Below are 21,815 nucleotides of genomic sequence, written 5' to 3' on the forward strand. Positions count from 1 at the left end.
TAACTAATGCGAAAAAGGGTCTTCATGACGTTATTATTCATTCCATGCAATTTAACTTATGTTGTATAGAAATCTAGTTCATAAGTAGAAAAAAATCTAATCCATTGTTTTATATTTAATTTATTAATCTATTCAACAAGGCTTGACGGGTTTTACTTTATGGCCACACTTCCCATCAGCACCGCCTGTAATTAGGGTTCGTTCGTTTTTAGGGATAGTTCATCGATAAAGTCGCCGACAAATTTCTATATTTCTAGAATAATAGAAATGTAGTATTTGGAGGAAACAATGAACATCGATGATGCGGCTAAAATCCTGAAAGATCTAGGTTACCCAACCCGTTTACAGGTATATAAACAGTTGGTTAAGGTGGGTAAAAAAGGTGTACCGGTTGGTGAATTACAGGAAAAGCTCGGGGTACCAAATTCAACCCTCAGCCATCACCTATCAGCGCTGATCTCGGTGGGTTTGATTCGTCAGAACCGCATCAGCCGCATGTTGTATTGCATTCCTGAATATGAGCGGCTCAATGAGCTTATGATGTTCCTGACAGATGAGTGCTGCATCGATGAAAAGTAATTTTGATACGCTGACCAACATTGAGCAGTTCAATCGCTGTATGACAACCTTCTGGCGTCAGCATGAGCAGGAACTTTACCTGTTTTTTCTTGGCCGTTTAAGCGACAGCGAGCAGGCAAAAGATTACTTGCAAGACCTGTTTTTAAAGGCGCGAATCATTGCCGACAGTTTTTGTTCGATGGACAATCCTCGCGCCTGGTTGTTTAAAGCAGCAAGGAACATGTTGATTGATAACTGGCGTAAAAATAGGAAGTTCACGGAATTATCTGAAGAACTACCCGTATTAGACAGTGATACGCAGCCAATTGAGAAACTCACTACCTGCCTACCTCAAACCTTGCAGAAGTTATCGGAGCAAGACCAATACATTATACAGGCATGTGATATTGAGGGATTTCCCCAGTTAATGATTGCTGAGCAGATGGGGCTAACCCTGCCTGCCTTTAAGTCACGTTTGCTTCGAGCCCGGCTTAAGTTAAAAGAGATCATGCTGTCAGAGTGTCAGATTGAGTTTGCCGATGACACTTCTATTTGTTGTCATAAACACGATGATCAATAAATTTTCGATTTTAAAAACAATTTTTGCATCCTTTTCCCACCTTATCCGTTTACCTCAGTGAAGCTTATCAAAAACCATTTAATTCACTGAGGAGAAACACCGATGAATACCATTTCTATTTATGAACCTGCCGGATGTTGTGCAACCAGTAGCGTTGCGGTTGATGAGAAATCATTAGCTTTTAATGCGGATATGGACTGGTGCAAAGCGCGGGGGATTCGTGTCGAACGCTTTAATCTGCTGAAACAGCCTGCGGCCTTTGTCTCAAATACCGTGGTTAAGGACTTTCTTACTACATCCGGCCAGCAATCTTTGCCATTGGTACTGGTCAATGGACAAATCGTACTCGCGGGGCGACTGCCGGTACACGATGAATTGAAGCGCTGGTCTGGCGTTGATGTCGCTAAGTCGGATGAGGATTTTCCGCCTTCATGCTGCAACGTTCCACGGATGCCGTAATTGACCAGGATTAACGTTAATTAATAGATAAGAATTGATAGGTAAAGAATATGACACCACTATTTTTGCAAAACATACCGCCATTTATTTTTTTCACCGGTAAAGGTGGCGTAGGTAAAACCTCTCTAGCTTGTGCGACAGCCGTAGCATTAGCGGATAGAGGGAAACGTATTTTGTTAGTCAGTACCGATCCGGCATCAAACGTCGGGCAGGTATTTGATCAAACGATAGGCCATCAGATTGTTGAGATTGAAAAGGTCAATAATCTATCCGCAATGGAAGTTGACCCAATGGTCGCTGCGCAAGCCTATCGCAACCGAGTGTTAGATCCCGTACGGGATGTGATGCCTGCTGATGTGCTCAGTAGTATCGAAGAACAATTATCGGGTTCATGTACGACTGAAATTGCCGCATTTGATGAGTTTACTGATTTACTGACGAATACTGATTTACGCGAGCGTTTTGATCACATTGTTTTTGATACGGCACCGACCGGGCATACTATTCGGATGTTGGAGTTACCGGGTGCATGGTCAGGTTATCTGGATGCGAATCCAGATGCCGCAGCCAATTTAGGGCCTTTAATTGGGCTTGAGAAGAATCAAACTCAATATTCAGACGCCGTCGCGGCATTGTCCAATCCTGATCAAACTCGCTTGGTATTGGTAGCCAGAGCCCAATCTTCTACCTTAAAAGAGGTCTCTCATACCTATGAGGAGCTTTATCATATTGGTATTCAACAGCAGCATTTAGCGATTAATGGCGTTCTTCCACCTGAAGCGGCAGAGAATGACGCGTTGGCTCAAAGTATTGTTGAGCGAGAGGCTCAAGCATTAAATGAAATGCCTGAGAATTTGGCTAATTTACCCCTAACTCAGCTGGCTTTAAAACCGTTTAACTTAATGGGCGTTGAATCTTTGCGTGCACTGTTTTCACCGATCGCTGAGAACTCCCTTGAAACTAACCGGGCAACCTTTGAGGATATTGCTTTTCCACCTCTTGAAACATTGGTCTCTGATCTGAGTAAACAAGGTCATGGATTAGTGATGATGATGGGAAAAGGCGGGGTAGGTAAGACCACCGTCGCTGCATCCGTTGCCGTTGCACTGGCAGGACGTGGCCATAAGGTTCATTTAACCACCTCCGATCCTGCTGCTCATCTTTCTTATACGCTGGATGGCTCTTTGAATAACCTGACGGTCAGCCGCATCGATCCCAAAGCCGAGACAGAGAGATACCGTCAGTTTGTCTTGGATAATCAAGGCAAAGGACTTGATGCTGAGGGACTGGCAGTATTGGAGGAAGACTTACGTTCACCTTGTACCGAAGAGATTGCGGTATTCCAGGCGTTTTCGCGAATTATTAAACAAGCTGACCATCAATTTGTTGTTATGGATACGGCTCCAACCGGTCATACCTTATTGCTGCTAGATGCTACGGGTGCTTACCATAGAGAAATGGTGCGCCAGATGGGGCAGGGAGGCAAAGATGTTTTAACGCCAATGAGACAGTTACAGGACCCTCAAAAAACGAAGGTTATGATAGTCACGTTGGCTGAAACAACACCGGTATTGGAAGCCGCTAATCTACAAGAGGATTTGCGCCGGGCAAATATTGAACCTTGGGCATGGGTGATAAATGGCAGCTTGGCTGCCGCTGCTCCAAGTTCACCTTTTCTTATTACCCGGGCGAACCGTGAGTTACCACTGATTAGGGATGTGGTAACACGTTATGCCAATCAAGTTGCGGTTATTTCTCAGCAGGCAATAGAGCCTGTAGGCGTAGAGCAACTGAGTAAACTGGTCAATAATCTCTAATTCCAGAATAAACAAGTCATAATATAGAGATTCAGGTAAAAGGGGTTGATGAACGGCCCCTTTTACCATTTTATAATTGAATAGACCTGCTATTTAACGATCCGCTTACCGTCGGTATCAATCACCTGTTCTCCATCCTCTTTAGTAAATGCGCCTTTCTGAGTCGTGGGTAAGATATCTAAAACAACTTCAGAAGGCCGACAAAGCTTTGTGCCTAATTCTGTCACCACAATCGGCCGGTTAATCAGAATAGGATATTCCAACATAAAATCGATTAACCGATCGTTACTCCATTGGGTTTCATCCAGCTTGAGTGTTTCATAGGGTTCAACATTCTTTCGAAGTAATGCGCGTGCAGTAATACCCATATCACCAATCAGTTTTATTAACTCCGCACGGCTTGGCGGGGTCTCTAAATAATGAATCACCGTAGGCTCAATACCGCTGTTGCGGATTAGTTCAAGCGTATTGCGGGACGTGCCACAAGCAGGATTATGATAAATAGTTACGGAATGCATGTTTACCTCTTATTTATTAATAATAGTAAAAAAGCGACAGCGTTATCTCTGTCGCGTAATTTAACTGATGTCTATACGGTTAATGATAAACGTAAGGCCAGTGCCACTAGCGTGACAAACAATACCGGGAGCGTCATCACTATCCCGACCTTGAAGTAATAGCCCCAGGTAATGGTCAAATTTTTCTGTGACAGTACATGTAACCATAACAAAGTGGCGAGACTGCCGATTGGCGTGATTTTAGGGCCAAGATCGCTACCAATCACATTGGCGTAAACCATCGCTTCTTTAATCAGCCCTGTCGCATCACTTCCCTCAATAGATAACGCGCCAACAAGCACCGTCGGCATATTATTCATGATAGATGACAGAATCGCGGTTAAGAAGCCTGTGCCAAGTGTGGCTGCCCATAACCCTTGTTCAGCCAGATAATTCAGAATTTGAGAAATGTAGTGAGTTAATCCTGCATTGCGTAAACCATAAACGACTAAATACATGCCGAGTGAAAAAATCACGATTTGCCATGGTGCACCACGAATGACTTTCTTGGTATCGATAACGCTGCCTCTCTTGGCCACGATATACAGAATAATGGCACCTACGGCGGCAACCAAACTCACGGGAACGCCAAGATGATTAAGCCCAAAAAAGCCAACCAGAAGGAGTATCAGAACAATCCAACCGGCTTTGAAGGTTGATAAGTCACGGATAGCCTCTTTTGGCGACTTCAACAATCCGATATCGTAGGTTTGCGGGATGTCTTTGCGAAAGAACAGATGAAGCATGACCAGCGTTGCACAAATAGCGGCAATATCGACCGGGATCATAATGGCAGCATAATCGGTAAAGCTGATGTTGAAGAAATCAGCTGAAACGATATTGACCAGGTTAGAGACAACCAATGGCAAACTTGCCGTATCCGCAATAAATCCGGCGGCCATAACGAATGCCAGCGTTGCGCCTCGACTGAAGCCTAACGCGAGTAACATAGCCATAACTATCGGCGTCAAAATGAGCGCAGCACCATCATTGGCAAATAGGGCGGCTACGGCGGCACCGAGCAGGATGATGTAAGTAAACAACTTACGCCCGTTTCCCCCTCCCCAACGAGCAACGTGTAGCGCAGCCCATTCAAAGAAGCCTGATTCATCCAATAACAGACTGATAATAATTACCGCGACAAAGGCCGCAGTAGCATTCCAGACTATCTGCCAGACAACCGGAATATCACCAAGATGAACAACACCAAACAGCAGAGCTAAAACGGCACCAAAGCATGCACTCCAGCCAATGCCTAGCCCTTTAGGTTGCCAGATAACCAAAATAATGGTCAGAACAAAAATAGCACCGGCCAACCACATAGAAACCTCCGTTTAGGCAGATGCTATTCCTTTCATTCTTCAAGTTACAGGTGTGTTGTCTGTCTTCACTCACCCGAATCACTTACCTGAGTAAGCTCATCGGGATTCGTTCAGTTGCCGCCTTCCTGCACCTTGAATTATTTTGGGTATATAACGTCTGCCAATTATTGTTATTAAATTTACTCTGCCAGTTTGTTTAAGCGTTCAATCCCGACAGGCTCTTCTTCCTGCAAGGGAATTAATGCTAGCCGGGTGGCGTACTTTTCTTTAACCAGATTGATCTGCTTGATTTCTTGCACTGCGCGGTGACGTAATAGAGGCGAAGTTGTGCCGGTAGCGGCAAGACTGTTATTAATCAACCATGCCCAAGGTTCAATGCCAGCACGACGCAAATCCTCCTGCAAATTACCGGCCTCTAATACAGGAGTAGTTTCCGGCAGCGTCACGAGCAGTATCTTGGTTCGCTGAGGATCTTGCAGCTGCATCATGGGGGTAATATAGTGGCCATTGCTGCCCATTTTTTGGGCGATTTCACGGTGGTAAGCGCCCGTAGCGTCTAACAGCAGTAACGTATGGCCGGTTGGGGCCGTATCCATAATGACAAAGCGTTTACCGGCATCGCGAATAACACGGGAAAATGCCTGAAATACGGCAATTTCTTCAGTACAGGGCGAGCGAAGATCTTCTTCTAGCAGTGCTCGACCTTGAGCATCCAAATCTTTCCCTTTGCTTTCCAAAACGCTTTGACGATAACGTTCGGTTTCCGCTTCGGGATCGATACGACTGACTTCAAGATGAGGTAATTTACCGTGCAGAGTATTTTCCAAATGTGCAGCCGGATCGGAGGTGGTTAAATGAACATCCAGTCCTTTTTCAGCTAATTTTACCGCCACTGCTGCTGCTAATGTGGTTTTGCCGACGCCACCTTTCCCCATCAACATCACTAAGCCATGCTGATCTTTTGCGATTTGTTCAACCAGTATTGATAGTGGGTCGATTGGCGGTATTGTCAGGTCGTAATGTTCTGCATTGCCGAGTGGCACATCGGCTTTAAATAAATTACGTAGCGCATCAACACCTACCAGATTAACCGGTTGAAGAATAATGCGATCCTGAGGGAGAGAGGCCACAGCGGAAGGGATATTTGCCAGGGCCAACTGCTCGCGCTGGTAAACGGCCTGAGCCAGTTTATCATTATGTATAGCGGCTTCAGGCAAAATACCATTAATCACTAAATATTGATTTTTGATACCCAGTTGAGAGAGTTCACCATAGGTTCTGGCTACTTCTGTTAGCGTCGATTTTTGCGCACGGGCAACTAATATCAATCGGGTTTTATTGGCATTACCTAACTCAGCAACCGCTTGGGCGTAGCGTTCACGCTGTTTCGCTAATCCTGATAGGGGGCCTAGACAGGATGAACCTTCAGGATTTTCCTCAATAAAACTGCTCCAGGCACCGGGTAACTGCAACAGCCGGATCGTGTGGCCGGTGGGAGCAGTATCAAAAATAATATGATCGAAATCCGCTAATAAACTGGCATCCGTGAGTAAGTCGGTAAACTCATCAAATGCCGCAATTTCAGTCGTACAGGCTCCCGATAGCTGTTCTTCAATCCCACGGACAACGTCATCCGGTAAAATGCCCCTAACGGGATCAACAATACGTTCACGATAGACCTGTGCGGCGGCCTGTGGGTCGATTTCTAAGGCTGACAGACCTGATACTGATTCTATCTTGGTAATATGATTACCAATCGTTTGATTGAAGACTTGGCCGACGTTGGAAGCCGGGTCGGTGCTGACTAACAGAACGCGTTTGCCTTCATCGGCTAAGGAAATTGCCGTTGAACAGGATATGGATGTTTTTCCTACGCCGCCTTTACCAGTAAAAAACAGGAAAGGAGGTACATTTTGTAAAAACTTCATGGTTGTACTCCTTATGTTTTTAACAGCAGGAATCATTTCCGTTGCAGCAGGCCTGAATAGACTTAATTTTTGGTGCTAAAGATAAATCACACCAACGGGCCATATCTTCTCGGGTCGGATAACGGCCTGCCATAACAAAAGCGCCATCGACCAGAATAAGGGGGAGGCCTTCCGCCCCGGAGTTCTGAAGAAAGTTTTTAACCAGTTCATTTTCAACAAACGCCATCGGTTGTTGAGCAAGGTTGAAACGCGTTAACGTGACGCCTTGCTGTTTAACCCAATCGGCATCGGCAGAAAAATTGACTAATGATTGGTCGACGTCGGTTCCACATACGCCGGTACTGCAACACAGCGCCGGATCGTAAACGGTAATCGTTTTCATAATAAATTCCTTATAGATTAAATGATTAAATAGTCAGTGTTCCGATATGATCTAATTCAACCTGTAGTTGTATTGGATCACCTTTTAATTCAGCCAAAGGGAGAGCAAGCAGGGCCTGTATCCTGATTTTCAAAATTTTGTAGGCTGTCTCAAAGGCCCGATCGATTTCCGCATCACTGCCCGTCGCTTTATCTGGATCGTCAACCTCCCAATGAGCGCGAATGGCTGGAGCCAGATAAGCAGGGCACACTTCGCCAGCGGCGTTGCCGCATACCGTAATAACAATATCGGGTATGTAAGGAAGAGAGTCCCATGACTTACTGGCATATCCTTCGGTTGAAATTCCTTTGCGTGATAGCAAGGCTAACGAACGAGGGTGTATCAAACCTTTGGGCTGTGGGCTGACTCCCCGCGCTGATGGCGTGGTATTCTGGAGCGGCTAACGCATTAAAGATTGCCTCGGCGATAATGGAGCGACATGAGTTACCGGTACATAAAAATAGAATATTCATCGTACAACGCCTTTTTCATATATGAAAATTCAAATATATAAAGGTAAATTTTTTTACAGGCAAGCCACTCTATTCGTTGTTGAACCCGACACATTTTTTAAACGTTTAGAGAGTGTTTTTATACTGAGTTCTTGGCTTTGATAGGCTTGCTCAATAATCGCACCCGCCCACATAGGCATATTATGCGACAGGCGATAGTGGATCCATTTACCCGCACGTCGATCGAGAAGAATGCCGTTCTCCCTTAGCATGGCCAGATGGCGTGATATCTTGGGCTGGGGTAAGTCCAGTGTTTCACACAGCTCACAAACACAGAGTTCTGTCGCTTGTTTGAGAAGCAGAACAATGGTCAGGCGGGTCTCATCAGAGAGACATTTAAAGAGTTGTAACGGTGTTAACGGGCTCATCACAAATACCTTTTATTTAGTTACCGTAATCATACGACGTTTTTTATTGCTGTCAATAATCGAATTCGATTTTTCAAATGTGTTTTGAATGGTAGAAACAGTGATAAAGAAGTTTTCATATCTATCAAATAAGCGTGAGATTCAAGCCACACCACAATTGATGCAACTCGTCAATTTGCCAGACAGGCTAATAGCTTTGGAAGTGAAGTTCATGAGCAAATGGACAGATTGGCTTCCATAAAAGTTCTCCCTAAAAAGCCAGATTAAGAATGAAGAAGCGGAACTAACAGTAAAAATTGCAGCGAATGAAGTTATTAAGCTTGCAGCACCTATATGGATATAAAGTAAGTGTACTATGCATGCACCTAATGCAATAAACGGGAGGAATGTCAGAAATTACTAATACATTAATTTACCAAGGGGTGGAGCTGGGATATGAAGTTGTTTATCATGACAGCTTATACTCTATTTAACATAATATACATTATACGCACCTAGGTGTTATTTGAAGGAATCTGGCATTCTATGGCTAATCTTATGCTGTTCGATGTTCTAAGGCTTGCCTGATTATGACCTTGGTACTTACTGAATACTGCCATTGATTATCATGATGACGACTATCCATTATAGCCACCGATGAAAAACTGGCTGTACTGAACAACATCAATGAATTTTTAGTTGCGCTACTCAAGTGTAAATCTCAACCGGCTAAAGTTTGTGAACGACTGGAAGAACCTCAAGCTTACTATCAAATTCAAGTTATTCGTGCAGACATCGAGCTCTATCTGCATTTTGCTAAAACTTGGCATCAACAAATATAAAAGAAAAATTTATTGTACTTACCCAGATTGGTTTTCGACAAAACCACAAAGGCGTCGGTGTTAACTTGAGTTATGGGCATTCCACTCATCACGAGTAATCTCCCACAATTCTGAGTCCAAAAGCCCGCAGACAAACTGTGTCTTTTCCGTTTTGATTAGTCGCATACCGCTACTGGCTGAAATGTGCTGAGAACGTATATTTTCCGCCGCTTTTGGCGCTCGCAAAACAGGCTTGTTCAAAGTGTTAAACCAGTAATTTGTCGCTGCGATACTGGCTTCCCGCATTAATCCCCGTCCTTGATACTCAGGTACCAACCAGAAACCACGATTATTATTTTCCGCTTCATCTAGGCTGATAACCCCTATCAAATTGTCTGGATTGTCCTGGTGCCGTATAGTCCAAATCCAGGCGAGTCCTTTTGCCATAGCAGGCAGTGCGACGTTATTAACGTAATGTGATGCAGCATTGTCAGGATAAGGCCAAGGAATTGATGACACCATATAACGCACAATCTCCCAGCGTGGAAAGAGCTTCTGAATCTGTAGTGCATCTTTGGAAACTAATGGTTTTAACAGCAAACGCTCTGTTTTTAGCGTGGGTATCTGCATACGCTCTTTTCCTTACCGATTAAAACGCCCATAGCTAGTTTCTGTTAGTTCAATACTTCCTGTAATTCATTTGGTTGTACAGCAAAATTTAAGCAACCGGGCAAACTGATATCCGCCCGGTTAATTCAGTCACAGTCAGAAACGATACTTAATTCCTACCATAGCCGACGTATCACTATAGCCATCATCACCTAATTGTTGAGCAACGTTAGCCCATAGATTCAAGCCGCTATTTAATTGCCCCTCGGTGCCCAGTTTTAATTCACCAATATTACGGCTACCTGACTGCTGCAACGTGGTGCCGTCTAAAGTTGCACTGGCCAGCTGTGAGTTATAAATCCAGTTGCCTTCAGCATAAACGGTAAATAATCTATCTTTACTCTTGTCCACATCAGTGACGCCGTCACGTGAAATCTTAATCCCCAAACGCGTTTGGATATTATCATTACCGCCGGACTGCACTCTGGTACCACCGGTTTCGGTATTGTCGTCGGCCTTGATACCATTCCATGCCAATTGAGCCTGTGGGGTAATAAACACTTCACCGTTGTCACTTTGATACACCGGCAAACGATAACCGGTTTCAACTGAAGCACTGAAGCCGTCAATATCGTAAGTTTCACCTGAAAGCTGTTCGCCGTTGACTGTGGCATCTAACCAACTGTATTGTAACCAACTATCAACATACGCTCCGCTCAAGCTGTTGGCATTTTGGTACCAGGTGGCATAAAGCCCCGCACTATAGCCATCAACCTTACCTTTGGCATTGTAGCTACTGCGGTCTGAATGAACGTGACTGTCAGCATTACCATAGCCCATCATCAGGCCTAAGCCCAAACGGTCTGTATCAGAGAACTGTGTACTGAAAACTTCACCGCCGCCCTGAATAACATAGCTGTTGGTTGCCGTTTTTAATTGCCCGCTACCGTCGCGGAACTGGGTACGGGAACCGGTCTGGCGTAACCACATGCTGGAGTTTTCCGCCCTGCCTTCACGATCTTCCAGACGCAAGCTGAACAGATTTCTTGCCGCGGCGATATTCGCCATATAGGCACCCGATTCAGGACGGTATATAGAATCTGGCGTTGGCGATGGTGAATTCATCACTGAACGTAAATACCAATCACCATCGTCCGGCGTATCAACGCCGCCCTGATACAGGAAATATTCATAGGCACCGCCTACCGCGCGCCCCTGCAATTTAAAGGTACCCGCAGATATGCCGGCCACATCAATCAACTTGATACCGTTCGACGTCTGGGCTCCGTTACCTCTGGCACTGATTACTGCTACATGACTTTCACCACTGGTGGTTCCGGTAACGATCAGTTTATCGGTATCAGCCCCGTCATTTGCTAACTCGGTATTGAAGATTACCGTACCGCCATTGCCAATATAGTTACCGTTAATTGTAAACTGGCCGGATCCTGCGCCGGTCAGCGCATTACCCATCAATAAATGACCGGCATTGGATACATTACCGTTTACGCTGCCGTATCCGCCCAAGGCACCGTCACGATGAATAGTTACATCGCTGGTTAAATTTGCACTGACTGTACGTGATAGGCTAGCGGTCGGCATTCCGCCAACCAGTAACAGGCCATTATCAATTTCAGTTAAAGTCGCAGAGACAGAATTACCGTCTAGCTGTACGGTACCGGAACCACGCTTAATCAATTTTCCGTTACCTGAAATCTGGTTTGTAACGGTGAATAATGCTTCAGTATCCAATATCAGTATGCCGCTATTATCGATTGATGACTGTCCCAAATGGCTGGTTTTTCCTGCCGTCAGGCTGTTATCAGACTCAATGGTAAATTTACCGGCATAGCCACTATTATTACCGGCCAGCGTGATATCCGCACCGTTGCTTAACAGTACTTCACCATCACTGCCTTTCAGGCTATTAAATAATGAACCTCTAGCACCATCAATATGCAGAAGGCCTTGATTATCAATAACCCCTTGCCCTAATCCCTGTGGCGCAGTCAACCTGGCCGTTGCATTAGAATTAATGGTTGTCTCACCAACAAACCCACTGCTGTTGCTATTGAAAACGGTGGTATTTCCGGCCAGAACCAGTGAACCCTTTCCGCTTAAGTTACCATTAACAATCCCTCCGTTGACCAAGGTTAACTGCCCCAGATTCAGGTCAAGCAGACTGTTAGTAGCGCTAGTAAGATGTCCGATAGTTTGGCTATTACCATTAAGATTAATCCCGGTGCCCGACAGCATATTTAATTCCGAGGTCTGGCCGAAGGCATTATCAGTAATCAATACTACGGTGCCGCGGTTTAATTCTGTCGCTCCGGTGTAATTACTGGCCACATTACCGATACGTACCGTGCCGCCGACATCGATAGTAAAGCCCCCTTCGCCGGTCAATCTGGCGCCGAGTGAATTATCAACGGCATTGCCGTTTTCAAGAATAACTGATTGCCCGATAACGGAATCCAACTGAGTCAGTCCATACCCCAGATATAAACCGTCGTTTTTCACTGCGGACATATAGTTATAGTGAGCATTACCGGCCTGAATACTATTTTGAATCAACCCGATTAGGGTGTCCGGTGCAATCGGAGTACCGTCAACTTGAGTGACCGCAATTTGAGTCCCGGCTTGATTCACCCTGTTAGCAGCTACAATTTGATCGTGAACGTTATCATCCTGATCAAATAGTGACGTGCCGGAGGCCGGGATCGGATTGGGTAAATTAGCCGGCGTACTGACCGCCAAACTGCCACCACCGCTGACATCCAGCATATCTACGGTTAAATGCCCTAAAGGTCGATTATCTATACTGGCGTAATCAACTTCCAATTGACCACCATTAAGCATCAGTCCTTGCATGGTATGGCTACCATTCAGCTTAGTGCTACCGATATTGCTACCGTTACCGTTCAGTTTGAGCGTAGCATGTTGCATCAGGTTGTCAGCATTGGCATCAAGGGATAAGTGGCCGTTTGCCATAGTCAGCAGGCCGGTATAACTGCCACCAAGCGCACTGGTATTAACGGTGAAATTCTTAGTGCGATCCCCCAGATTAATCAGTAACTCCCCTTGCCCGCTTATCCGGCGGGTGAAGTCCATATCGCTGGCAACTGAGCTCTCTTTACGCACCGATAATCGCCCGTTTATGCCCAGGTTAACTACGCCGGTAGCGCTGGCCAGATTCATCAGATTTGCGACCTCAAGCGTACCGCCGTTTACATTAATATCCGCGGTATTGGCTGAGTTATTTCCGTTCCAGACTAAAGTGCCGTCCCCTTTTTTGCTGAATCCGTTAGCGACATTGCCATTGTCACTCCAGCCACTCATCTGCGCTATTACGCCGCTATCAACAATTACACTGCCATTTTGGTGAAGGGTCAGGTTGCGAGCAGAGGTCAAATCGGCGGTAATACGCAGCTCACCGCCGTCCAGAATGGTTTGATTCCCCGTATGGCCCAGATTTTGATCGCTAGAAATAGCCACTACGCCCGCGTTGAGTAAGGTATCGCCAATATAACTATTGGTACCCGATAACGACAGCGTACCGCCGCTGGTTTTGATCAAGTTGCCAGTACCGCTAATTGCCGCACTCAGTGACATATCCGTGGAGTTATCGACCCTAAGCAAATTGGCATTACGAATTTCGATGGCATCACCAACATGCTGAGTCTCACTCACGGTTAAAGCAGAGGTAGAATCAATATTGATCGCACCGGTAAAGCTTGAGTTATCACCGGTCAGGTGAACGTTACTGCTATTACTACTGTTTAGTTGCCCGCTACCGGAAACATGATTAGCAAAACTCCCGCTTACGGCATCAAACGTAAGGTTGCCATTATTAGCCACGCTACCGGTACCAAGTGCATTAATATCATAAAGTAACGCTGTAGCAGCGGCATCTAGCGTAACAGTGGCACTCAGAGAATGATTAGCATTGTTGATGGTCAGCGTTCCGTCCGTCACGCTGAAGTTACCGCTGCCGGTTAAGCTCCCGGATGACGACCCGCCATGGAGCAGGGTTAAATCCCCACCGTTAACGTTAAGGGTCGAACCATTCTGGCCGTTGATCTCACCGACCGTTTGCTTGGTTCCGTTAAGGTTTAGGGTTGTTGCTAAGGCCAGATTCAATGCGGCGGTTTGTCCTAAAGCCCAGTCAGTCCCTAAAATTAACGTCCCGGTTTGTAAATCAGTTATGCCGGTATAACTATTATTCAGATTACTCAGTATTAATGCATCAACACCGTTACCGGCAAGTACGCCGAGAGAACCGCTACCGGTCACCTGAGCTGATAGCATTTTGTCACGGCTATCGGCGGTATTAATCACCAATTTATCGGTGCCGGATCCGATTAAATCCAGCTGAGTTAGGCCATAAGCAACGTACAACCCTTTACCATTTTCTCCATCGGTCGTCAGGCGATAGTCATAAAATGCATTAGCCGCCAGGGCCCCGTTCTGAGTGATAGCGGCAGAGCTGATATCGGTAATGGCTAAATTATTTTGATCAACCAGCGTCAGATTGCCGGCTCCGCCGTTAACATTAACGGCAGAGGCTAGCTGAATTAAGGTTTCGTTTTGTTGATCGAGCAGGCTAAGAGTCTGATTCACCATCGGCGGAGTACTATTTTCAAATCCGCCTTGATGAATCTTGATGTTACCGTTAGCCGTAACGTCAAGCGTATCGGTGACGTTGATAAATGATTTAGTTACAGACTCATTTGGCAGATGAATACCAAAATCAAGCGTACCGCCATTCAACACTAACCCGCTAAGATTTTGGCTCCCTTGACCCACGCTCGTGGTGTTATTCTCCATCACCGCCAAAGTTGCATTGGTCAGCGCCGAGGTATTAAACCCAGACAGCGTGAAATACTGACTGTTCATCTGAACCAATCCGTTAAACCCTTGGCCCGATTCAGGACCAAAATTAAACGAAGAGCCAGAGACCACATTAATCAGTCCAGTCCCCTGTAATAGATGGCTTAAGCTATAGTCTGCCGTAGGGTTCAGCGTTAGCGATGATCGGTCGTCAATATTAATCACACCGCTGGTTGTTACCGTATCGCCCATCTGAATGTGAACGCCGGTGGTAAAATCAGCACCATTAATCAGGTTTAGCTGATTGAAATGCTGAATATCTGAAGTATTAATCAGCCTGTAGTCGGCACCGTCAAAGGTAAGTGCACTGTTACTACCACCGATACCGGCATCAAGCGTTGCAAAGGTCGCGCTGTCTTTAACCAACACCTGGTTATGGCTATGATTAGCGGCGGAAAAATGTCCGATAGATGCATTATCTTGTAAAGTCAGTAGGTTATTGCTGCTACCTACGCTTAATCTGCCACTCAAAAGGCTATTATCAGATAGAATAACCTGATTGTTACCATTGCCCAGAACGATGCTGCCAGTAATAGCGGCGTTATCGCTCAGGGTAACTATCGAGCTTTCGCCTGCGGCAGTCACATTTCCCGTCAGGCTATTATGAGTACCGGTTAACGCAATCTGGTTATTATTACCGCTGCCCAATGCAATATCGCCGTCGATGGTACTGCCGTCAGTTAACGTTACCCTGTTCTCTCCGCCGATTAAGTCCAACTTACCCTTGATGCTGCCGCTGTTAATCAGTGTTTTATCAATGCTGCCATCCATTACAATGGCACTTAATAAACGATCGCCGGCTTCAATTTTGCCGCTGTTGGTGATTGAACCTGTCGATCCGGCTTTAATCACATCACCGGCCATTGAAATTAATTGCCCCATTTGGTTCAGACGGGTTGCGCCAGTAATATCTAATGCCGAACCACCTGCACTGTGGTTCACATTAATATTAACCGCGCTATCCACTATCCGATCGGAACCTGCCAGATTGGCGACAATACCTCGGCCACCGGATCCGCTAATATCAATAAACAGGCCGTCAGAACCGGATAAATCTAAATTGTTCGCCGTAGCCGTACCGTCGGTATTTTGTAATAACAGTCCAATACCACCGGAGACGTTAATATTACCGCTGTTGGTTTTATCCAGCGTTGCGCCGGTATAAATACCGATTCCATCGTTAATATTTATGGTGGTGTTATCTAAACGTATTCCGCTGATACCGGCCTGATTATGAATACCCACACCTGTACTGGTGCTGTCACTCATATCAATGGTGGTTCCCGAGACGTTAAGCCCTTTGGCGCCTGCGGATAATAAAATACCGTCCGCTGAGCCTTTAGCCGTAATGGTTCCGTTACCCGATAGCGCCGCCAAATTCAAACTGCCATCTACGCCCAGTTCAATTGCCGCCTTTCCGTCACTGGCTTCAATGGTTCCGGAGTTATTGATCACCGAATTTTCGCCGCGAATATGAATGGCCGTTCCGCTGGCCTTAATGCTACCGGTATTAGTTACGATGCCATTAAACACATCGATAGCCACGTGCTTGCTACCGGCAGACAGATCAATATTACCGGTGTTATTTAATTCACCGTTATTACGTGCAATAAACGCGGTTGAATCTTGAGAACCCGCGGCCGACGTGACCGTTGCACCGTTGATTATTTGAGAATTAGAGTCTTCGACAATACCAACCGTAGCACCGCTGCCGTTAAGGGTAAAAGCCGCGCCGCTGGCAATATTCACGTTGCCGGCTAACTGAACCAACACGCCGCTGGCTCCGTCACCGTTAACCAGAATATGACTGCCCGCACCAACGGTAGCTAGTGAGCCGTCGTCGCTAACTTTAACTCCGCTGGCATGTTTGCCGGAAACGTTAACCGTCAGATCCCCGTCTAAGCTGGCTTTGTTATCCACATAGAACAGCGTAGAACGTTCTCCGGAAACATTATAGGGCGTCGCACTGGCCGCCACGTTGACCGATGACGAAACGCCATCGTTTGATTGACCGTTGAGCCAGAAAGCGATCTGATCGGGCGCAGTCGCGGAAAACTCAGTCGCAACATTGCCGTCTAAATTGACCGAGCTACCATTAGCCGCCTTAACACCGACCGCCCCATCACCGTTCATTTTGATGGTCGGAGAACTGGTGCCATCAGTTTTCATATCGACAGTAACTTTAATACCCGAAGCAGAAATACCAATAGAATGGCTGCCGTTGAGCGTCAAACTACCGGTGTTAATCAAGCGAGTATCGTGAGTATCAGCGCTGGCTAACAGCCCTATACCGTTATCACCTAGCGTGATATTACCGCTATTGATACCCTCTGCACCTTCCTGAACGCCAACGCCGGTGGCGTTTTTACCGGTGAAGGTAATATCGCCAGAGTTATTGATGGTCGCCATATTTTTTGCCAGATAGCCAACAACTCCGTCCAGCGCTGAATTTAATACGGCTCCCGCAGTCAGAATGGTTTCTTTCTTCTGCTCATTGGTCATAACCGTTTGAGCGCCGGTCAATTCATAACCTTGACCGTCAGCAATGCCGGCAATCGCCCCTTCGCCGGAAAGATTAATCGTGGTGGTATTACTAATGGTACCGGTAGCTCCGCCCTCAACTAAAAAGCCGGTAGCCTGATGACCGTTAACGTTAACCGTCATCCCACCGGAATTGACGGTAGTTCCGCTGCCGGTCGCCACGATCACGGTAGAATGATCGCCCGATGCCGACATGATTGAGGTTGCGGCAGGTGAGCCGGTAAACGATGCACCACCGTCAAGGCGCATTAGCGTGGAGTTCTTAGTAGTAACGTTCTGAGTTCCGCTACTGGTATTATTAATGTTTGAACCGCTGCCGTAGACGTAATAACCGATTTGATTTTCACCATCATAAAAACGAACCTGTCCGGCGCCGGACAGGCGTATAGTCCCGTTATTACGCGCATGAGCACCGATAGCGCCGTCACCGGTCAAATTAATGGTACCGGCAATATCAATCAGCGAATTTGTGCCTTCAGACCAGGCACCGTAGTTACGAAAACCGGTTGCCGGGTCGCTGGCGCCTAAAATATTTACCTCACCGGACGAGGTAATATTCCCGCCACCGGCCGTCTTCAGCCCAACGTTATTGATTCCGCCAACCCGAATTTCACCGGTGTTAGATACGCCTTTAGCATTGCTATAGGCATAAATACCCATATTCTGGAAAGGAATAAAACTGCCATTACCACCGTTACCTAAAAGTGTAATCAGACCGCTGTTAACGATCTTGCCGGTAGTCGAAGAACTAACGCCGATACCATAGGCTCCGTTGGTCTTTGTACCCAACGTAATGGTGCCCTGATTATTAACGGTACCGCTTCTTAGCGCCCCTACGCTAATTCCTGCCGACCCTTTTGCCGCAAACAGGTCGCTGCCATTTTCAGACCGGCCGACATACATATTACCGTCGCTGGCATTAAGGAAAGAGCCATCCGTACTTACCGATGCGCCGTATGCAGGCCCCAGATAGTCAGTTCCACGGGTACCTTCGGTTGAGCCAATATTCACTATGCCGTGATTGGTCGCTTTACCGTTACCGTTAATAATAGCCATCATGTTGCTGCTCTGATTTTGAGAGGCTAACGTTGACCAAAATCGAGGAATGACGCTAAAAGTACCGTTATTGATAAATTCACTGTTAGCCCCGGTGATGGTAATACCATAACCTTCACCACCGCCGGTCGCGCTCCCCGTTGTAATGCGGCTGTTATTAATAAACTGTGAGCCGGTATACACCACGGCGGTACGAAAACCGCTCACTATTTCACCGTTATTGATTCCTTTCGCCCCATTCTCTAATCGGAAGAGACTGGTATTAACGCCGCCATTATCCAATCCGCGCAGACTACTGGAAAATAATCTGCCATCAGATTCCAGCGTAATGGTGGCATTGCTACCCTTACCGTGCAGCAGTACAACCGTTCCGGCTGGAGCCAATAATAGGGGATCGGGATCGGTAGGCAACATCCTTACAACATAGCTTTTTCTTGTCGTGGTATAGGCTTTACTTAACTCGCTGTCATAAGCAGACAGGCTTAAATCACCGGATTCAACCTTAGAAACCAACCAGTTATTGTAAGCCTTAAATTCAGCCAGATTGGTTACCGTTCTCGATAAGCCGTTAAACCCAATAAAATCGCCTTTATAGGCCGTGCTCGAAGTGGTTACCGATGTATTACCGATTGAACTGCTTTCCCAACCAAAGGCAATATTACTTGCTCCATGCCAATTGATCGCGGCTCGATTGGTTGAACCGTCGGCATAAAATAGCTGGCTGTTACGAAAAGAAGCACTGATTGAATTATTGTTATTATAGATATCCGCCTGACCATGATTAACGGAGACAAGCCGTGTATCGTAATAAATATTCGGGGTGCCGGAGGCATAAACCATCACGCTGTTGATTGACTGATTGGTAGTACGTTCAATAAAGTACTTCTCATCATAGACAACCGCTACCTGGTTACTGTTGGTTATCGGATCAAATACAACAATATTTTTATTTTTAGCACTAAGCTCCAGTGCTTTATCGCTAAGAGATACCAGTTCTCCAGTTGCATAACCCGCGGTAATTGCTGCATTTATTGACCCGAAAGTAATCATTGAGCCACTTGCAGGAGCAATGGACTTTAATCCATCAATTGTATAGGTTAGCCCGTCTGAAATGACGGCGGTTCCGGTTTGGTAATTATTGGCTGTTGCTGACCAGTTACTATCTAATTGGCAGGTCAAAGATGAAATATCACAGGGTACTGATAAGGCGGTTGCAGATAATGTAGATAACACTAATCCCATCAAAGTTTTTGAGGTTGCCGACTTTACTTTAGCCCGCCCCAGTTCTGAAGTCACAACCCACTGACCTAAAGCAGTGTTCCAAACAACTCTGAAAATCCTGTTCATTTTTATACTCCATTATTATTCAACCGCTACACGTCCAGTATCGCTTGTTAGGTGCCGGTTTAATTCCCCTAAAAATAATTTAGCAGGAAACAATTAGCCACCTTCAGAACCTATAGATAAATAGGCTGCAAATGATAACAACCTCTTGCAGAAAGTCAGCATCAATAACTTAAGCGTTAATCAATACAGTTTTTTATTCCATTCCCTTTAAATTATTAACCTTTACATACGGTATAAATCAACTATACGATCTTATCTATTAGATATTGATAGGGTGATATAACTGCAACCTTAACAATAAATGCAATTCACTCTTAACGTTTCATATTAACCATGAGTTTTATTGATAGCTGACAATTGATAACCTGTATTTACCATATGCTATAGCACGTTAAAACCCAATTATCCCTTACGTTCACCTAAGCAATAAAAACCGCATAACCAAATGATATCAATGGCTTTATTTAAAATACCTTAATTATATCAATGGGTGAACGATAAAAATTGTTAACTATTTAACTCAGAAAAAGAAAAATAATTTATTATTCATAGATATGCAACGACACGTGACAATCAGTCACCCAGCTATTGACATCATCTATTAAAATAAAAACCTAACTATTTAGGCAAATCATATATTCCAAATTATTCCTTGGATAAGTTCTAATGATGGAAAATCAATTTTAATCATATAATTTAAAGTGGCATTTTAGATGCGATAACGTCAGCCTTAATAAATTATAGCAACAGTAATTCCACCTCTAATGTTAACATGGTCAACGTTATCGGAATCAACAGTATGTCATCGCTAAAATAAAGTTATCCTAGACTACTCTTTAGCTTTAATCGGTATGAATAAATTAATCAGCTATTTTGTTATCCCTATGTCAGAACATTGCAACAAAAAAAGACTCCAATCTCAATATAATCATAATTGAGTATTTTTAATAAACAATCAAGTATTATTTCTTATGATAAAAAGCCGTAATAGATAACTTATTGATCAATTTATAAATTTATAAATTATTAGTGAAATACCAGTAGCCTTGAATGCAAGACCTGCTATTTATTACGCACATATTTTAGAATAATACTACAAATCAAAGCGATAAAACCGCCGAGTAGCGTCTCCAAAATACGTTCAGACAATAACTGATAGTTTGGCGTCTGCCAGTACAACGACATTTCAAGCACGGCCAAAACAAATCCAGTGGTACAAAATGAAGCAAAGGCATAATTTCTTTCATTACTCATTGGCAGAAGAAACGCTAAAATCAGGATAGAAACAAAACCGATGTAGGGCATCATAGGCGTATTGAATAAAAAATATAGCAATAGAACAGCCAATAAGGTTCCGGCAATCCTTTGTATTGTGAGTTTAACAATGCTTTGTGATTTAGGGTGTAAAACAAAAACAAAGGTCAATAACGCCCAGAAAAAATGACCAATATTCAAATGAATAGAGAAAAACAGGCAGGCTATAAGCCCCGCCGAATAAACTAAAGATCGTAATACCGTCGCCAGTTTGAATTTCAACACCCGCTCTCTAATCTGCAAGGTGCTGATGTGGGTTTTAAGATGTTCTTTGTGGCTTAAACTGTAGCAAACTAGCAAAGTGAGTACCGTACCAATCAGCAACCCAACCACCAATCCTTTAATGATATCTTCGGTGAATGTGGTGCCAATGGTAGAAAAAATAATAATGTACTTCATTGAAAGATCGAGTGCGGGATCAATGTCGTACAGCTGATAATAAAAAAATGAGAGAATAATCAACGCGAAATAAAAGAGGTAACCTAGCTTTAAAAAATAGCCAAGATAAATTCCAACCAAAATGCTCATCGAGCAGATAAAAGAGTACAGATAGCTTTTATAATCCTTTGGCTTACTGAAAATATTGTAAGCATGCAGCACTGAAAGCGTACTCCATAGCGTAGCCTCAATACCCATAATAAAATAAGTCGCGATTGAACTTAATACAACACAGGTTGATAAAATCAGACCATCATTTACCGCCGGAATTTTAGAGACTATAGTTTTAATCATAAAA

General features: G+C 44.8%; 14 protein-coding genes. 4 read left to right on the top strand and 10 right to left on the bottom strand.

Features of this window, described 5'->3' with window-relative positions; genetic code table 11:
- Nucleotides 1-288 precede the first annotated feature (288 nt).
- The 4 genes from YWE_RS0101215 (at nucleotide 289) to arsA (YWE_RS0101230) (ending at nucleotide 3,414) form a co-directional block, all read left to right on the top strand.
- Nucleotides 289-579 carry an ArsR/SmtB family transcription factor gene (locus YWE_RS0101215; protein WP_029092868.1) on the top strand — a complete coding sequence of 97 codons (291 nt, stop codon included), beginning with the start codon at nucleotides 289-291 and terminating at the stop codon, nucleotides 577-579.
- Nucleotides 569-1,138, top strand: coding sequence for a sigma-70 family RNA polymerase sigma factor (locus tag YWE_RS0101220; protein ID WP_227659950.1), 570 nt, complete (start codon nucleotides 569-571; stop codon nucleotides 1,136-1,138). Before YWE_RS0101215 ends, YWE_RS0101220 begins: the two co-directional genes overlap by 11 nt.
- A 102-nt stretch (nucleotides 1,139-1,240) precedes the next feature.
- Nucleotides 1,241-1,597: an arsenic metallochaperone ArsD family protein gene (locus YWE_RS0101225; protein WP_029092870.1), complete on the top strand. Its 357-nt coding sequence runs from the start codon at nucleotides 1,241-1,243 to the stop codon at nucleotides 1,595-1,597.
- A 50-nt stretch (nucleotides 1,598-1,647) separates the two neighbouring features.
- On the top strand, nucleotides 1,648-3,414 hold the full coding sequence (arsA, locus tag YWE_RS0101230; RefSeq protein WP_029092871.1) for an arsenical pump-driving ATPase: 1,767 nt from the start codon (nucleotides 1,648-1,650) through the stop codon (nucleotides 3,412-3,414).
- Nucleotides 3,415-3,503: 89 nt separating this feature from the next.
- Here arsA (YWE_RS0101230) and arsC read toward each other — a convergent pair whose 3' ends face one another.
- The 10 genes from arsC to YWE_RS0101280 form a co-directional block, all read right to left on the bottom strand.
- Complete coding sequence (arsC, locus tag YWE_RS0101235; RefSeq protein WP_029092872.1) at nucleotides 3,504-3,932, bottom strand: glutaredoxin-dependent arsenate reductase; 429 nt, start codon at nucleotides 3,930-3,932, stop codon at nucleotides 3,504-3,506.
- 71 nt (nucleotides 3,933-4,003) lie between these two features.
- Nucleotides 4,004-5,293, bottom strand: a complete 1,290-nt coding sequence (locus YWE_RS0101240) for an arsenic transporter (protein ID WP_029092873.1) — start codon at nucleotides 5,291-5,293, stop codon at nucleotides 4,004-4,006.
- Between the two features lie 179 nt (nucleotides 5,294-5,472).
- Nucleotides 5,473-7,221, bottom strand: a complete 1,749-nt coding sequence (gene arsA / locus YWE_RS0101245; RefSeq protein WP_029092874.1) for an arsenical pump-driving ATPase — start codon at nucleotides 7,219-7,221, stop codon at nucleotides 5,473-5,475.
- Between the two features lie 19 nt (nucleotides 7,222-7,240).
- Nucleotides 7,241-7,603 carry an arsenite efflux transporter metallochaperone ArsD gene (arsD, locus tag YWE_RS0101250; protein WP_029092875.1) on the bottom strand — a complete coding sequence of 121 codons (363 nt, stop codon included), beginning with the start codon at nucleotides 7,601-7,603 and terminating at the stop codon, nucleotides 7,241-7,243.
- Nucleotides 7,604-7,628: 25 nt separating this feature from the next.
- The gene (locus YWE_RS26275) at nucleotides 7,629-7,988 is read right to left on the bottom strand and encodes an arsenate reductase/protein-tyrosine-phosphatase family protein (protein ID WP_248595835.1); all 360 of its coding nucleotides are present in this window, start codon (nucleotides 7,986-7,988) and stop codon (nucleotides 7,629-7,631) included.
- Nucleotides 7,921-8,115 (bottom strand): arsenate reductase/protein-tyrosine-phosphatase family protein, encoded by a 195-nt coding sequence (locus YWE_RS31315; protein ID WP_248595836.1) that lies wholly within the window; start codon nucleotides 8,113-8,115, stop codon nucleotides 7,921-7,923. Before YWE_RS31315 ends, YWE_RS26275 begins: the two co-directional genes overlap by 68 nt.
- Before the next feature lie 53 nt (nucleotides 8,116-8,168).
- Nucleotides 8,169-8,522: a metalloregulator ArsR/SmtB family transcription factor gene (locus tag YWE_RS0101260; protein ID WP_029092876.1), complete on the bottom strand. Its 354-nt coding sequence runs from the start codon at nucleotides 8,520-8,522 to the stop codon at nucleotides 8,169-8,171.
- Nucleotides 8,523-9,403: 881 nt separating this feature from the next.
- The gene (locus YWE_RS0101270) at nucleotides 9,404-9,952 is read right to left on the bottom strand and encodes a GNAT family N-acetyltransferase (RefSeq protein WP_029092877.1); all 549 of its coding nucleotides are present in this window, start codon (nucleotides 9,950-9,952) and stop codon (nucleotides 9,404-9,406) included.
- Nucleotides 9,953-10,087: 135 nt separating this feature from the next.
- Nucleotides 10,088-19,765: an autotransporter outer membrane beta-barrel domain-containing protein gene (locus YWE_RS0101275; protein WP_029092878.1), complete on the bottom strand. Its 9,678-nt coding sequence runs from the start codon at nucleotides 19,763-19,765 to the stop codon at nucleotides 10,088-10,090.
- A gap of 1,062 nt (nucleotides 19,766-20,827) precedes the next feature.
- Nucleotides 20,828-21,811, bottom strand: a complete 984-nt coding sequence (locus tag YWE_RS0101280; protein ID WP_029092879.1) for an FUSC family protein — start codon at nucleotides 21,809-21,811, stop codon at nucleotides 20,828-20,830.
- Between the last annotated feature and the right edge of the window lie 4 nt (nucleotides 21,812-21,815).

Source organism: Budvicia aquatica DSM 5075 = ATCC 35567 (genome assembly GCF_000427805.1).
Lineage (GTDB): Bacteria > Pseudomonadota > Gammaproteobacteria > Enterobacterales > Enterobacteriaceae > Budvicia > Budvicia aquatica.